The following is a 14402-nucleotide window of genomic DNA, read 5'->3' on the forward strand; positions in this document are numbered from 1 at the left end:
GCCGGGACCGAACGCTCCCAACGAGACGATAGCGAACCATGTCGAAGCGCGGATATGCCGCCAGCAAGAAGCTCCTCACCGGCCTGATCGGGGCGCCGATCGCGCATTCCGCCTCCCCTGCCATGCATGAGCGCGCCGCCGAGGCGCTCGGCCTGCGCGGCCACTATCAGCTCATTGAGGTGGCCGGCGCCGATGCGGCCGGCCTCGCCATGATGCTCGAGGGCGTGCGGCGGCTCGGCTTTGCCGGCGTCAACGTCACCTTTCCCTACAAGGAGGCCGTGGTGCCGCTGCTCGACGAGCTGGCGCCGACTGCTGCGACCATGGCGGCGGTCAACACCGTCGTCGTGAGAGACGGCCGGCTGATCGGCCACAACACCGACACGACCGGCTTTGCCCGCGCCGTCGCGCCGCTGCTGGCGTCTTCCGGAAATGCGGTGGCCGTGATCGGCACCGGCGGCGTCGGCAAGGCGATCGCCTTTGCGCTGGCGAGCCTTGAGGTGACTGACCTCCGGATCTTCGACAGCGAGCCGGCGCGCGCCGAAAAACTCGCCGCGCTGCTGGCCAGGCATGGCGGCGCGCGGGTGGCTACGAGCGTGGAAGACGCGCTTGCCGGCGCAACCGGCCTCGTCAACGGCACGCCGGTCGGCATGCTGCCGAACCGCGACACCCCGGTCCCGGCCTCGCTGCTGCGCGAAAATCTGTGGGTCGCCGACGCCGTGTACTCGCCGCTGATCACGCCGCTGCTAGCCGCGGCGCGGGCCAAGGGCGCGCGGATCATGACCGGGCGGGAGCTTGCGATCTACCAGGCCGCCGATGCGTTCGAACTGTTCACCGGCCTTGCCCCATCGACCGAAGTCATGGGAGAGGCATTCGATGAGGTGATGGCGGCAAGAAGCTCAGCCTATCACGCAGCGTAACGGAAGCGGCCGGACACAAGGCCGCGGACAACATCAGAGAAAATGGGAGGAGAGACCATGAAATCGACTTTGCTGGCAGGCGCCCTGCTTGCCTTCGCGACTGCAACCAGCGTCCACGCCCAGGCGATCAAACTCGCCGACGTCGCCGAGCTCTCGGGCGGCGGCGCCACCGTCGGCACCAACTGGAAGAACGGCATCGACCTCGCGATCGAGGAGATCAACGCCAAGGGCGGCGTGCTCGGCCGCAAGCTCGAAGTCACCCACGCCGACTCGCAATCCAACCCCGGCGTGGCGCGCGCCCAGGTGCAGAAGGCGCTCGACGCCGAGCCCTATGTGCTGCTCGGGCCCGGCTATTCCGGCTCGGTGAAGGTCACCGCGCCGCTCGCGGCCGAAGCCGGCATCGCGCAGATCATGGGCGGCGAAGCCGCCGAGCTGACGCAGGCCGGCAACAAGTTCCTGTTCCGCACCTCGTTCGGCCAGCAGTCCTCGATGCCGAAGGTCGCAAAGTACATCCACGACGAGATGAAGGCGAAGACGGTCGCGGTGGTCTGGGTCAACAACGATTTCGGCCGCGGCGGCCGCGACGTCGTGGTCAAGGAGCTTGATCGCCTCGGCTCCAAGGTGGTCGCCGATCTCTCGACCGAAGCAGGCCAGGCCGACTTCGCCGCCGACGTCGGCAAGATCAAGGCCGCCAATCCCGACGCGGTGTTCGTCTACCTCAACGAGGAAGAGAGCGCGCGCATCCTGAAGGAGCTGAAGCGCCAGGGCGTCACAGCACCGCTGATGGGCGAGACCACGCTGATCGGCCAGAAGGTGATCGAGCTCGCCGGCGATGCCGCCAACGGCGCGCGCGGCCATGTCGGTCTCACCACCGACGCGCCGGTCGATCTGATCAAGGCGTTCCGCGAGAAATTTTCCAAGAAGTACAATTACGTCCCTGACCATAACGGCCTGAAGGGCTACCTCGCCGTCTACATGGTGAAGGCCACCACCGAGAAGATGGGCAAGGTCGACCCGAAGAAGTTCGCCGACACGCTGCACGGCCTGACCATCAAGGCCGCGGATGAGCCGGGCATTTTGATGGACGTCACCTTCAGCGACACCGGCGACATCGACCGCCAGAGCTTCCTGGTCGAGGTGGTCGAAGGCAAGCAGGTGGTGAAGCAGGTGCTGCCCAAGGTGAAGTGAGGCGCTTCGTCTTTCTTCTCCCTCTCCCCGTTCTTACGGGGAGAGGGTTGGGGTGAGGGGCTGCTTCCGCAACGGCAGTGGCAGTTGAATTCGCGGAGATAGCCCCTCACCCCGCCCTCTCCCCGCAAGTGCGGGGCGAGGGAGACGAGAGAGTGGGGCTTGGGACACGAGGGGAACATGTCCAACCTGTTCGATCTACTGGTCGCGGGACTTGCCACCGGCGCGATCTATGCGCTGGTCGCAGTCGGCTTCACGCTGCTGTGGCAGACCTCGCAGACCATCAATTTCGCGCAAGGCGAGTTCGTGATGCTGCCGGCGTTCCTGATGCTAGCCGCGATGCATGCGGGCGCGCCGTTCTGGCTCGCGATCATCCTCGGCATCCTCTTGTCAATGATCTTGCTGGGCCTTGCCTTCAAGATGCTGCTGGTCGACCCGATGATGCGTCATGGCGTGCTTCCGCTGGCGATCGCGACGATGGCGCTCGCCATCGGCATCAAGGAAGCCGTCAAACAGTTCTTCAGCGCCGAGGCTTCACCCTTCCCCTCGATCGTGCCGACCGGTGACATCTCCATCCTCGGCCACGCGGTGTCGCTGCAAAGCATCGGCGTCCTCGTCGTTGCCATCCTCGCCGTTCTCGGACTGACGACGCTGCTCAACCGTACCTCGCTCGGCCACCAGATGCAGGCCGCGGCGCAGAACCCGACGGTGGCGCGCATCATCGGCGTCCCGGTCGAACGCATGATCCTCCTGACCTTCCTGATCAACGCCTTCCTGGTCGCGCTGGCCTCGCTGCTGATCACGCCGATCTACCTGGCAAAATTCTCCTCCGGCGAGGTGCTGGGCCAGGCCGCCTTCATCGCGGCGATCGTCGGCGGCTTCAACCAGGTGCGCGGCGCGATCGCCGGCGGCCTGTTGATCGGCGTGCTCGACAATCTCGCGGCCGCCTATGTCTCGACGCAGTACCGCGCCGCCGTGCCGATGATCTTCCTGATTGCCGTCATCCTGTTCCGGCCGCAGGGCTTGCTCGGCCGAGCCGAGGAGCGCACCGTATGAGCGGCTTCGCCAGACCGTTGAAGATCGCGCTCGGCCTTGCGGTCATCGCCGCGCTGATCGTCGTCCCCATGAACTTCAACCGCTACGGCCTGTTCATCCTGAGCCAATGGGCGGTGATGAGCATCGCCGCGATGGGGCTGAACCTCACGCTCGGCTATGCCGGCCAGGTCTCGCTGGCGCAGGGTGCCTTCGTCGGCATCGGTGCCTATGCCGCCGCGATCATGACCACCCATGGCTGGCCGCTGCCGGCGGCGATGCTGGTCGCGATTGCGTTGAGCTTCGCGGTCGGCTGGGTGCTCGGCTACCCCGCGCTGCGCGTGCAGCACCACTACCTCGCCTTCGTCACGCTCGCTTTCTCCACCCTCGCCTTCCTCGTGTTCCGCAACGAGAGCTGGCTGACCGGCGGCATCTACGGCATCTCCAACATTCCGCGCCCGCATTTCTTCGGCATTGCCACCAACAAACCGCTGCCGTTCTACTACGTCTGCCTCGGCTCGCTGGCGATCGTGTCGCTGGCGGTGTGGTGGCTGATCCGCTCGCCCTGGGGCCGCGCCTTCATGGCGCTGCGCGAGAATCCCTTGCGCGCCCAGTCACTCGGCATCGACACGCGGCGCTACACGCTGATGGCCTTCGCGATCGGCTCGGCGCTCGGCGGCGTCGCTGGCGCGCTCTATGCGCCGCTGACGCAATATATCGACCCTGTTCCCTTCAACCTGTCGCTCTCGCTCGATCTCTTGATGATGGTGATCGTCGGCGGCGCCGGCTTCTATTTCGGCCCCTTCCTCGGCGCGATGATCGCGGTGCTGCTGCCGGAATGGCTGCGCTTCACCGAAGGCTATTACCTGATGCTCTACGCGGTGGCCGTGATGCTGCTGCTGATCTGGTCGCCGACCGGTATTCTGGGAATCCTCGATCGCGCCATGGCGGCGCGGCGCACCAAGGCGGCCTCTGCGCTGCGCGCCGTCGCCAAGTCGCGCCTGGAGACGGTGCAATGAGCGCGGTCCTCGAAGTCACCGACATCAAGAAAAGCTTTGGCGGCATCCACGCGGTCAACGGCGTCAGCTTCGACGTGCGCGAAGGCGAGATCCTCGGCCTGATCGGCCCGAACGGCTGCGGCAAGTCCACGCTGTTCAACTGTATCCTCGGCCAGCTCACGCCGTCAGGCGGCGAGGTGAAGCTCGACGGCCAGGTCGTCACCGGCCTGCGTCCCTCCGAGCTCAACAAGCTCGGCGTCAGCCGCACCTTCCAGCTGTTGCAGGTATTCCCAAAACTATCGGTGCGCGAGAACCTGATCCTTGCCGGGCAGGAGCACCAGGGCAACATGGCCTCGCGCCTGGTCGGCCGCTCCGATGCGGGGCTGACCGGAGCCGCCAACCAGATGATCGGCTTCTTCAAGCTCGACCATCTCGCCGACGAACCCGCCGGCGGCCTCTCCTATGGCCAGCAGAAACTGCTCGACGCCGCCATGGCCTTCATGGGTGGCCCACGCCTCGTGCTGCTCGACGAGCCCGCTGGCGGCGTCAACCCGTCGATGCTGACCGATCTCAAGGAGCGCCTGGTCGCGATCAACCGCGAAAAGAACGCGACCTTCGTCGTGATCGAGCACAACATGGAGTTCGTGATGTCGCTGTGCTCGCGCGTGATGGTGATGGCGGAAGGCAAGGTGCTGGCGATGGGACGGCCGGATGAAGTCCGCAAGAATCCTGCCGTGATCGAAGCCTATCTAGGACATTGAGGAGATCACCATGAGCGATCCGATCCTCTCGGTTCACAACCTCGTCGGCGGCTACGGCAAGATGACGATCTTGAACGGCACCACATTCTCGGTGCCGCCGGCGACCATCACCACCATCATCGGCCCCAACGGGGCCGGCAAGTCCACCGTGTTCAAGGCGATCTTCGGCCTGCTCAAGCTGCGCGATGGCAAGATCAATTTTGCGGGTCGCGACGTCACCAATTTGAGCCAGCGCGCGCTGCTCAACGCCGGCATCTGCTACGTGCCGCAGGGCCGCAACATTTTCCCGGAGCTCTCGGTCCGCAGCAACATCGAGCTTGGCGGAGTCTCGGCCGAAAAGGGCCTCGACCTGCCCAAGCGGATCGAGGCAGCCCTCGACCTGTTTCCGGCGCTGCGCCGCAAATCGGCGCAGCAGGCCTCGACGCTTTCGGGCGGCGAACAGAAGCAGCTCGAGATTGCCCGCTCGCTGTTGCTCGAACCGAAGCTCGTGCTGATCGACGAGCCCTCGATCGGCCTGTCACCGCTGATGGTGCAGCAGACCTTTGACATCCTCAAGAGCTTGCGCGACCGCGGCGTCACCATCCTGATGATCGAGCAGAACGCGCGCTCGGCGCTGGAAATCTCCGACATCGGCATCGTGCTCGAGCTCGGCCAGACCCGCATGGTCGACAAGGCGGAGCGCATCCTGAACGATCCCCGCATCGGACAACTCTTCCTCGGGGGCGCCATGGAGGACAATGCAGCATGAACAAACGCTCGATCGCGACCGTCTCCCTGTCGGGGGCGCTGGACGAAAAGCTTCGCGCCATCGCCGCCGCCGGCTTCGACGAGGTCGAAATCTTCGAGAACGATCTGCTGTCGTTCGGCGCGGGTCCGCGCGACATCGCAAAGCTGTGTAAGGACCTCAATCTCGAGATCTGCGCGTTCCAGCCGTTCCGCGATTTCGAGGGCATGCCGGAGCCACAGCGCACGCGCAATTTCGCCCGCGCGGAGCGCAAGTTTGATCTGATGCAGGAGCTCGGCACCGATCTCTTGCTGATCTGCTCCAACGTGTCGCCCGCCTCGCTCGGCGGCATCGACCGCGCCGCAGACGATTTTCGCGAGCTCGGCGAGCGCGCCGCGAAACGTGGCCTGCGCGTCGGCTACGAGGCGCTGGCCTGGGGCCGCCACGTCAACGACTATCGCGATGCCTGGGAGATCGTGCGCCGCGCCGATCATCCTGCGATCGGCGTGATCCTCGACAGCTTTCATGCGCTCGCGCCGGGCTTTCCGACCCGCGCCATGGCCTCGATTCCCGGCGACAAGATCTTCCTGGTGCAGCTTGCCGACGCGCCGAAGCTCGAGCTCGACATTCTCTCATGGAGCCGGCACTTCCGCTCCTTCCCCGGGCAGGGCGACCTTCCGGTCGGCGAGTTCATGCAAGCGGTCGCGGCCACCGGCTATGCCGGGCCGCTGTCGCTGGAGATCTTCAACGACCAGTTCCGCGCCGGCTCGGCCGCGCAGACCGCGGTCGACGGCCTGCGCTCGCTGATCCTGCTGGAGGACCAGCTTGCACCGGATTGGCCGAAATTTGCCGGCGAGCCGCTGGCGCCGAAGGCGAAGAGCCGCGGCACCGGGTTCATCGAGTTTGCGGTCAACGAGACCAAGGCCGGCGAGCTTGCCCGCCTGTTCTCGCAGCTCGGCTTCCGAAAGGCCGGCAAGCACCGCAGCAAGGCCGTGGAGCGCTGGTCGCAGGGCAAGATCGAGCTCGTCATCAATTGCGAGACCGACGGCTTTGCACATTCGCATTACGTGACGCATGGCCCCGGCGTCTGCGCGATCGCGCTCGACGTCGACAATGCCGGCCGCGCCATGCAGCGGGCCGAGACGCTGAAAGCGCGCACCTTCTACCAGCCGGTCGGGCCGGGCGAGCTCGAGATTCCCGCGATCCACGGCGTCGGCGGCAGCCTGCTCTATTTCCTCGATCAGGCCGGCAAGAACTGGGACACGGATTTCGAACCTGTGCCGAGCGACGCAAGCGCCGACGCCCTGCTCGCCGTCGACCACATCGCGCAGTCGATGCCTTACGACGAAATGCTGTCCTGGCTGTTGTTCTACACCGGCATCCTCGACCTCAAGCGCCTGCCGCAGATGGAGATCGCCGACCCCAGAGGCCTCGTGCAGAGCCAGGCCATCATCAACGCCGACCAGAGCCTGCGCTTCGTGCTCAACGGCTCCTCCGCCAACCGCACACTGCCGGCGCGCTTCATCTCGGAATTCTTCGGCTCAGGCGTGCAGCACGTGGCGTTCTCGTGCCGGGACATCTTTGCGACGGTCGCCGCGATGCGCAAGCGCGGCGCGGATTTCCTGGATATCCCCGACAACTATTACGACGACATCGAAGCCAAATACGACCTCGCGCCCGAGCTGATGGCGCAGCTGCGCGCCAACCACATCCTCTACGACCGCGAGGGCGACAGCGAATTCTTCCAGGTCTACACTCACATCTTCGACGAGCGCTTCTTCTTCGAGATCGTCGAGCGCCGGAATTATCAGGGCTTTGGCGCGGCCAATGCCGGCATCAGGCTCGCGGCGCAGGCCCGCGAAGTGCGCCCCGTCAGCATGCCAAGGGTGTAGCTTTCTTCCCCTCTCCCTTGTCTACACGTCATTGCGAGCGTAGCGAAGCAATCCAGAATCCCTCCGCGGAAAGGCTCTGGATTGCTTCGCTACGCTCGCAATGACGATGTGGAGACGATCGAGGAATTCATCTCTCGCCGTCCCCGCGGAGAGGCCCCCTCACCCTGACCCTCTCCCCGCAAGCGGGGAGAGGGGAAGAGCGAGAGCTCACTTCATCTGACACTTGTCGTGAAAACGATCCTGGTCGTTCTCGACGATCGTCGCGACGGTCTTCAGCGCGAGCTGGCCTTCGGCGTCCTTGACCACGTCCTGGAGATAGAAGCTCTGCACCGGGATGTGGTTGTTGCCGTATTTGAACGCGCCGCGCAGCGACTTGAAGTTGGCCTTCTCCATCTCGGCCTTCATCGCGTCCTTCTTGCTGGTGTCGCCCTTCACCGCAACCACAGCGCTGTTGATGAGCTGGGCGGCGTCATAGGTCTGGGCGCCGTAATAGGTCGGACGCAGGCCGGTGTACTTCTTGCGGTAGTCGGCGACAAAGCGCTTGTTCTGCTCGTTGGGCAGGTCGTTCACCCATTCCTGCGCGCCAGGCACCCCTAACGCGTTCTCCTTCTGCAGCGGCAGCGACAGCTCGTCGACGGTGAAGGCGGTGTAGAGCGGCATCGTGCTCTTCAGCCCGGCTTGCGCATATTGGTTGAGGAACTGCACGCCGGCGGCACCGGGATAGAACACGAAGATCGACTCGGCGCCGGAAGCGCGGGCCTTGGAGAGCTCGGCGGAGAAGTCGAGCTGGCTCGGCCAAACCGTGTATTCCTCGCCCTTGATCTCACCCTTGAAGGTGTTCTTGAGGCCCGCGAGCATGTCCTTGCCGGCCGCGTAGTTCGGCCCGATCAGGAAGACGCTTTTGACGCCCTTCTGGTTCATGTAGAGGCCCATGGCCTGCGGCGTCTGGTCGTTCTGCCACGAGGTCGAGAACACGTAAGGCGAGCACAGCTCGCCGGCGAGCTGCGACGGGCCGGCATTGGCCGAGATCAGGAAGGTCTTCGAATCCACCGCGGTCTTGAGCGAGGCCAGGAGCACGTTCGACCAGATGTAGCCGACGATGAAGTCGACCTTGTCGGACTGCACCAGCTTTTCGGTCTTCTGCTTGCCGACGTCGGGCTTCTGGCCATCGTCCTCGTAGATCACCTCGACCGGCTTGCCGTCCATCTTGCGGCCGAGATGATCGAGCGCCAACTCGAAGGAGTTGCGCATGTCGTTGCCGATCACGGCGGTCGGCCCGCTGAAGGTCGAGACGAAACCGATCTTGATGGTGTCGCCGGCGAATGCCGGGCTCGCCAGCACCAGCGCCGCTGCGCCCGCCAGCCAGAATGCCGTCCTCATAACCACTCCCCTCCTTATTATTGGTCCCGGAAACGGGGTGATCGCCGCCCCGGGTCTGTCTCTATTGAACGCAAAATCTGTCGAGCCGCCAATGGCTCAGCGCCTGCCCCTGCACCATATTTCGCCCCAATCGAGGATGGCAAGAAATATAATGCTACTTACTTCGGCCAAGGCCGGGTCAAGCCTGCGGCGCTTTTTCGCGGCAGTTCGATACACCCCGCCTATGCTGCGATTGATGACGACTATTGGACCGCAGCACCCGATCCGCACTTAAATGAGAGTGAGCAGCAGCGAGATTCGAGGATGCATCATGGCCACAAATCCCCATCGCGTCGTCATCGTCGGAGCCGGCTTCGGCGGGCTGGAGGCGACCTACCGACTTGCGGGTGCGCCGGTCGAGATCACGCTGATCGACCGCCGCAACCACCACCTGTTTCAGCCGCTGCTCTACCAGGTCGCGACCGCCTCGCTCGCGACCAGCGAGATCGCCTGGCCGATCCGGCATCTGATGCGCGACCGGCGCGAGGTGACGACGCTGTTTGCCACCGTGAGCGGCGTCGATGCCGAGCGGCGCTGCGTGCTGATCGACGACGGCAGCGAAGTGCCCTACGACACGCTGGTGCTCGCGACCGGCGCGCGGCACGCCTATTTCGGCCATGACGAATGGGAGGCATGGGCGCCGGGGCTGAAGACGCTGGAGGATGCGACCACGTTGCGCCGGCACATCCTGGTGGCGTTCGAGCGCGCCGAGCGCGAGACCGATCCGAAAAAGCGCGCCGCGCGATTGACCTTCGTCATCGTCGGCGCCGGCCCGACCGGCGTCGAGCTCGCCGGCACCATCGCCGAGATGGCGCATCACACCCTGCCCGCCGACTTCCGCAACATCGATACCCACAAGGCGCGCGTGGTGCTGATCGAGGCCGGTCCGCGCGTACTCGCCGGTTTTCCCGACGAACTGTCGGCTTACGCGCAGGCCTCGCTGGAAAAGATCGGCGTCGAGGTCGTGCTGGGACAGGCCGTCACCGAGATCAACCGCGAGGGCGTCGTGTTCGGCGGTCAGCTGCTCGAGGCGAAGACACGAATCTGGGCCGCCGGCGTGCGCGCCTCGCCCGCCGCCGAATGGCTCGGTGCACCTAGCGATCGCGCCGGCCGCGTGCAGGTCGAAGCCGACCTCACCATTCCCAGCCATCCCGAGATCTTCGCGATCGGCGACACCGTCTTGATCAACGCCTGGGACGGCAAGCCGGTGCCCGGCATCGCACCGGCCGCCAAGCAGCAGGGACGACATGTCGCCGAAACCATCAAGGCGCGCCTGCGCGGCGCTCCGACGGGTCCGTTCCGCTACAAGCATTCCGGCAACCTCGCGCAGATCGGCAAGCGGCTCGCGATCATCGATTTCGGCAAGGTCAAGCTGCGCGGCACCATCGCATGGTGGATCTGGGGCATCGCCCACATCTACTTCCTGATCGGCCTCCGCCACCGCCTCAGCGTCGCCCTGAGCTGGCTCTGGATCTACTCGCGAGACCAGCGAGCGGCGCGGTTGATCACGCAGGGATCGAGCAAGGTGGTGTAGCCTTTCTTCCTTCTCCCCTTGTGGGAGAAGGTGGCGCGAAGCGCCGGATGAGGGGTATGTCTCCACCCGCAAGACCGTTCGTGAGGAGAGAACCCCTCACCCGGCTTCGCTCCGCGAAGCCACCCTCTCCCGCAAGGGGAGAGGGTGCAGCGGCGCTCGCCGCAACAGCTCCCCTTACTTCACCAGCTCGCACCCGCCTTCCGCCAGCGGGCGGAACGCCTGGTCCGCGGGAATCGTCGAGACCAGCTTGTAGTAGTCGTACGGATATTTCGACTCTTCCGGCTTCTTCACCTCGAACAGGTACATCGGATGCACGACGCGGCCGTCCTGGCGGATTGTGGTGTCGCCGAACAGCTTGTCCTTGCCGCTAAACTTCTTCATCTCGGGCACGGCGTCCTTGGCATTGTCGCTGCCGGTGGCCGCAACCGCATTGAGATAAGCGAGCGTGGAGGCATACACGCCGGCCTGGTTGCCGCTCGGCATCTTGCCGTTCATGCCGGGCCGTGCGGCAAAACGCTTGGCGAACGCGCGGGTGTCGTCGTTCATGTCCCAGTAGAAGGCTTCCATGAGCTGGAGGCCCTGCGCGACCTTGATGCCCATGCCGTGGACGTCGTTGATGAAGAGCAGGAACGCGACGAGCTTCTGCCCGCTCTGCTGGATGCCGAACTCGGCGGCCTGCTTCACCGCATTGATGGTGTCGCCGCCGGCATTGGCCAGCCCAATCACCTGCGCCTTCGAGCCCTGCGCCTGCAACAGGAAGGACGCGAAGTCCGACGTGCCGAGCGGATGCTTCGAGGAGCCCAGCACCTTGCCGCCATGCCCCTCGATGTATTTCTGCGCCTCCGCCTCGATGCCCTTGCCGAGCGCATAGTCGACCGTGAGGAAATACCAGTCCTTGCCGCCGCGCGACATCATTGCGGCTGCCGTGGTGTTGCCGGTCGCCCAGGCGTCGTTGACCCACTGGATGGTGTTGGGCGAGCAGGCCTTGCCGGTGAGATCGGAGCTTGCCGTGGACGAGGCCAGGAAGGTCATGCGGCTGTCGCGCAGCAGCGTGTTGATGGAGAGGCCGACGGCCGAATTCGGCACGTCGACGATGGCGTCGACGCCTTCGACGTCGAGCCATTTGCGCGCAATGGCATTGCCGACATCGGCCTTGTTCTGGTGATCGGCATAGACGATCTCGACCTTGATGCCCTTAGCCCCGCCGTTGAAATCCTCCGCCGCCATGCGCGCGGCTTCGACCGAACCCATGCCGTTGGTGTCCTGGAAGATGCCGGAGATATCGTTGAGCACGCCGATGCGCACGACGTTGTCGGAGATCTCGGCATTCGCCGCGCCGGTCACCAGGCTCGCGGCCAGCGCGAGCGTCCACTTCAGATGCTTCATCATTCCCTCCCCTGCTTGTTGGTTGCCGATCGTTGCCGGCATATCGAAATTCAGACCTGCCGTTCCGGCAGACGCAGCACGAGCCCGTCGAGTTCGGGCGTGATGTTGATCTGGCAGGACAGCCGGCTGTTCGGCAGCCGCTCGGCGGCGGTGCCGTCGAGCAGCGCGTCCTCGTCGCCGGCCACCGCGGGCAGGCGCGCGAGCCAGCTCTCGTCGACATAGACGTGGCAGGTCGCGCACATGGCGTTGCCGCCGCATTCGGCCAGGATGCCGTCGAGGCCGTGACGGGTCGCGGCCTGCATGGCGCTCTCGCCGCCTGCGGTCTCGACGCGGTCGGACTTGCCGTCGGGATGAATGAAGGTGATGGCGGGCATCAAGACTCCTCGTCAGGCCGGGGTGATGGTGACAGGCAGGCTGTCGAGCCCGCGTAGGGTGTTGTTGAAGCGGCGCTTCGGCTCGCCCGTGATCTCGATCTTCGCGACGCGTCGCGCCAGCGCCGTCAGCATCACCTCGCCTTCGAGGCGGGCGACGAGTTGGCCGACGCACATGTGGATGCCGGAGCCGAAGCCGACATGGCCGGAGGTGCGGCGGGTGATGTCGTAGCTGTCCGGCTGGTCCCAGCGCCGCGGATCGCGATTGGCCGCGGCAAGGAACATCAGCACCTTCTCGCCCTCGCCGATCCGCGCGCCTGACAGCTCGACCGCGCGCGTGGTGGTGCGGAAGAAGGTCTGCACCGGGCTCTCGAACCGCACCGCCTCCTCGAAGGCACTGCGCGCCAGCGAGAGATCATTGCGCAGGCGCCGCCACTGATCGGGAAAGCGTGCGAGACAATAGATCGCCGCGCCGATGCCGTTGACGGTGGTATCGAGGCCCGCCGACAGCAGCGAGCGCACCAGCAGCGGCGCCTCGGCGGCCGAGATGGCGCCCTCGTCGACCTGTGCATGGATGCAGGCGCCAAAGCCGCCGGGCGCAAGGTTCTCGCGCTGGCATTGCTCGGCGACATAGGCCTGGTGAGGCATCGAACGTTCGATCGCCTCCTGGCGCAGCTGGTTGGGCGGGCCGAACGCGTTGAACACGACGCTCGCATAGGGGATCAGGTGTTCGCGACCCTCTGGCTTCAGCCCGAGCGCATCAGGAAAGATCGACAGCGGATAGGCCTCGGCGAGATCGGTGATCGCATCAAAGCTGCGCTTTTCGATCAGCGCATCCACCCGTTCCTCCGCCGCGGCGGCGAAGCGGTCGCGCACCTGCTTCATCACCGTCGGCGACAGCACTTTTGAGAGCACGGCGCGGGTGCGGGTGTGCGCCGGGGGATCGGCCTCCAGGATCAGGCTCGGCGGCCGCCACGGCGTCTCCTTCTTGAAGTCGGACAGGCCGACACCGCGGCTGGAGCAGAAGGTGGCGGGATCGTTCAGCACGGCATGAACCTCGGCATAGCGCGCCACGCCGTAGACCTTCCACTTGTCGAGATAGACCACCGGACCCGCCTCCCGCAGCAGCTCATGCGTGGGATAGGGGTCGGCAAAAAACGTCATATCGAAGGGATCGACGTCGAGATGCGGGACGCCTGATACGGCGGAGCCGGGTGCGCTCATTGAAGTCCTCCCTCATTTTGATCTTGTGAAAGGGCGGCGCTTGCCCTTAGGTCTTTCGGCACGCCGCGAGTCAGAAACCCGATATGCCGCCGTCTTCGACCAGAGCCCGCCAGAAGCCCGCGCCCACGGATGCGGGGCCGACGCTCGACCTCGAGCGTTACGTGCCGGCGTTCATCACCTTCATCGCCAACAAGCTCTCGAACAGCGCGACCGCGTTCTACCAGAAGCAGTTCGGCGTCAACGTGACGGAATGGCGGATCATGTCGCTGCTGGCGATCGAGCCCGGAATTCCCGCCTCGCGCATCTGCCACGTCATCGGCTTCGACAAGGGCCCGGTGAGCCGGACGCTGGCGGGCCTCGAGAAGCGCGGGCTGATCTCGATCCGCACCGACCCCAACGACGGCCGCACCCATTCGATCGCGCTGACGGCAAGGGGCCGCGCCACGCATGACAAGGTGATCGCGGCAGCGTTCGAGCGCGAGCGGCGCCTGCTGTCCTGCCTGAACAAGGACGAGCGCGAGGTGCTGATCGACCTGCTTCGCCGGCTGCACGAGAATCTCGGCGCGGTGACCGACAGCAGCTACACCTGACGCGCCGCGCCGCGGGCGCGTCGTGCCGGCGTCTTCAGGCATGCGCCGGCGTTTGCCCGCGGCACCATTCCTGCCGAGCATTGTTTCCTCCGAGGATCGGACGCGACAGTTCCTCCGCCGTCGTCCTTCTCTGGAACGGTTCGCATAAATTAGTTGCTTAGGCAACAAAAGAATCGGCAGGATATTCCGACAGGATGGCTGGCTTATTCTGTGGGCTGCTTCTCCCCCTCCCGCGTAACGGGGAGAGGTGGAGCGAGCCTCTCTCCGCGGGCGCGCGGCCTCTTGGCACCGGGCCGTCGCCCATTCTCCGTCATTGCGAGCGCAGCGAAGCAATCCAGAGTCTTTCCGCGGTGGGATTCTGGATTGCTT

At 65.2% G+C, this 14402-nt stretch carries 13 protein-coding genes; 9 read left to right on the plus strand and 4 right to left on the minus strand.

Features of this window, described 5'->3' with window-relative positions:
* The first annotated feature begins 38 nt into the window (after window positions 1-38).
* The 7 genes from QA649_RS41780 (at window position 39) to QA649_RS41810 (ending at window position 7509) form a co-directional block, all read left to right on the plus strand.
* Window positions 39-917 (plus strand): shikimate dehydrogenase, encoded by an 879-nt coding sequence (locus QA649_RS41780; protein ID WP_283022240.1) that lies wholly within the window; start codon window positions 39-41, stop codon window positions 915-917.
* Window positions 918-974: 57 nt separating this feature from the next.
* Window positions 975-2105 (plus strand): ABC transporter substrate-binding protein, encoded by a 1131-nt coding sequence (locus QA649_RS41785; RefSeq protein ID WP_283022241.1) that lies wholly within the window; start codon window positions 975-977, stop codon window positions 2103-2105.
* A 177-nt stretch (window positions 2106-2282) separates the two neighbouring features.
* Window positions 2283-3158 (plus strand): branched-chain amino acid ABC transporter permease, encoded by an 876-nt coding sequence (locus tag QA649_RS41790; protein ID WP_080133568.1) that lies wholly within the window; start codon window positions 2283-2285, stop codon window positions 3156-3158.
* Window positions 3155-4153, plus strand: a complete 999-nt coding sequence (locus QA649_RS41795) for a branched-chain amino acid ABC transporter permease (RefSeq protein ID WP_283022242.1) — start codon at window positions 3155-3157, stop codon at window positions 4151-4153. Before QA649_RS41790 ends, QA649_RS41795 begins: the two co-directional genes overlap by 4 nt.
* Complete coding sequence (locus QA649_RS41800; RefSeq protein ID WP_018644482.1) at window positions 4150-4893, plus strand: ABC transporter ATP-binding protein; 744 nt, start codon at window positions 4150-4152, stop codon at window positions 4891-4893. The genes QA649_RS41795 and QA649_RS41800 overlap by 4 nt, the downstream gene beginning before the upstream one ends.
* Before the next feature lie 10 nt (window positions 4894-4903).
* The gene (locus QA649_RS41805) at window positions 4904-5641 is read left to right on the plus strand and encodes an ABC transporter ATP-binding protein (protein ID WP_283022243.1); all 738 of its coding nucleotides are present in this window, start codon (window positions 4904-4906) and stop codon (window positions 5639-5641) included.
* On the plus strand, window positions 5638-7509 hold the full coding sequence (locus tag QA649_RS41810; protein ID WP_283022244.1) for a sugar phosphate isomerase/epimerase and 4-hydroxyphenylpyruvate domain-containing protein: 1872 nt from the start codon (window positions 5638-5640) through the stop codon (window positions 7507-7509). The genes QA649_RS41805 and QA649_RS41810 overlap by 4 nt, the downstream gene beginning before the upstream one ends.
* A gap of 207 nt (window positions 7510-7716) precedes the next feature.
* Here QA649_RS41810 and QA649_RS41815 read toward each other — a convergent pair whose 3' ends face one another.
* Complete coding sequence (locus tag QA649_RS41815; protein ID WP_283022245.1) at window positions 7717-8889, minus strand: ABC transporter substrate-binding protein; 1173 nt, start codon at window positions 8887-8889, stop codon at window positions 7717-7719.
* 310 nt (window positions 8890-9199) lie between these two features.
* Between QA649_RS41815 and QA649_RS41820 the strand changes: the two genes are divergently transcribed.
* Window positions 9200-10462 (plus strand): NAD(P)/FAD-dependent oxidoreductase, encoded by a 1263-nt coding sequence (locus tag QA649_RS41820; protein ID WP_283022246.1) that lies wholly within the window; start codon window positions 9200-9202, stop codon window positions 10460-10462.
* 174 nt (window positions 10463-10636) lie between these two features.
* Here QA649_RS41820 and QA649_RS41825 read toward each other — a convergent pair whose 3' ends face one another.
* From QA649_RS41825 to QA649_RS41835, 3 genes are read right to left on the minus strand one after another with little or no spacing between them, the layout of a single operon-like run.
* The gene (locus QA649_RS41825; protein WP_283022247.1) at window positions 10637-11848 is read right to left on the minus strand and encodes an ABC transporter substrate-binding protein; all 1212 of its coding nucleotides are present in this window, start codon (window positions 11846-11848) and stop codon (window positions 10637-10639) included.
* Window positions 11849-11898: 50 nt separating this feature from the next.
* Complete coding sequence (locus QA649_RS41830) at window positions 11899-12222, minus strand: 2Fe-2S iron-sulfur cluster-binding protein (protein ID WP_283022248.1); 324 nt, start codon at window positions 12220-12222, stop codon at window positions 11899-11901.
* Between the two features lie 12 nt (window positions 12223-12234).
* Window positions 12235-13443 (minus strand): cytochrome P450, encoded by a 1209-nt coding sequence (locus QA649_RS41835; RefSeq protein ID WP_283022249.1) that lies wholly within the window; start codon window positions 13441-13443, stop codon window positions 12235-12237.
* Window positions 13444-13526: 83 nt separating this feature from the next.
* Here QA649_RS41835 and QA649_RS41840 point away from each other — a divergent pair, with 83 nt between their 5' ends.
* Complete coding sequence (locus QA649_RS41840) at window positions 13527-14033, plus strand: MarR family winged helix-turn-helix transcriptional regulator (protein ID WP_283022250.1); 507 nt, start codon at window positions 13527-13529, stop codon at window positions 14031-14033.
* Window positions 14034-14402 lie beyond the last annotated feature (369 nt).

Source organism: Bradyrhizobium sp. CB1717, from assembly GCF_029714325.1.
In the GTDB taxonomy this organism is placed as follows: Bacteria; Pseudomonadota; Alphaproteobacteria; order Rhizobiales; family Xanthobacteraceae; genus Bradyrhizobium.

What these genes read in the sequence shown, in the direction of transcription:
- QA649_RS41780 (WP_283022240.1), top strand. Translation starts at nt 39, where the DNA reads ATGTCGAAGCGCGGATATGCCGCCAGCAAGAAGCTCCTCACCGGCCTG.
- QA649_RS41785 (WP_283022241.1), top strand. Translation starts at nt 975, where the DNA reads ATGAAATCGACTTTGCTGGCAGGCGCCCTGCTTGCCTTCGCGACTGCA.
- QA649_RS41790 (WP_080133568.1), top strand. Translation starts at nt 2,283, where the DNA reads ATGTCCAACCTGTTCGATCTACTGGTCGCGGGACTTGCCACCGGCGCG.
- QA649_RS41795 (WP_283022242.1), top strand. Translation starts at nt 3,155, where the DNA reads ATGAGCGGCTTCGCCAGACCGTTGAAGATCGCGCTCGGCCTTGCGGTC.
- QA649_RS41800 (WP_018644482.1), top strand. Translation starts at nt 4,150, where the DNA reads ATGAGCGCGGTCCTCGAAGTCACCGACATCAAGAAAAGCTTTGGCGGC.
- QA649_RS41805 (WP_283022243.1), top strand. Translation starts at nt 4,904, where the DNA reads ATGAGCGATCCGATCCTCTCGGTTCACAACCTCGTCGGCGGCTACGGC.
- QA649_RS41810 (WP_283022244.1), top strand. Translation starts at nt 5,638, where the DNA reads ATGAACAAACGCTCGATCGCGACCGTCTCCCTGTCGGGGGCGCTGGAC.
- QA649_RS41815 (WP_283022245.1), bottom strand. Translation starts at nt 8,889, where the DNA reads ATGAGGACGGCATTCTGGCTGGCGGGCGCAGCGGCGCTGGTGCTGGCG.
- QA649_RS41820 (WP_283022246.1), top strand. Translation starts at nt 9,200, where the DNA reads ATGGCCACAAATCCCCATCGCGTCGTCATCGTCGGAGCCGGCTTCGGC.
- QA649_RS41825 (WP_283022247.1), bottom strand. Translation starts at nt 11,848, where the DNA reads ATGAAGCATCTGAAGTGGACGCTCGCGCTGGCCGCGAGCCTGGTGACC.
- QA649_RS41830 (WP_283022248.1), bottom strand. Translation starts at nt 12,222, where the DNA reads ATGCCCGCCATCACCTTCATTCATCCCGACGGCAAGTCCGACCGCGTC.
- QA649_RS41835 (WP_283022249.1), bottom strand. Translation starts at nt 13,443, where the DNA reads ATGAGCGCACCCGGCTCCGCCGTATCAGGCGTCCCGCATCTCGACGTC.
- QA649_RS41840 (WP_283022250.1), top strand. Translation starts at nt 13,527, where the DNA reads ATGCCGCCGTCTTCGACCAGAGCCCGCCAGAAGCCCGCGCCCACGGAT.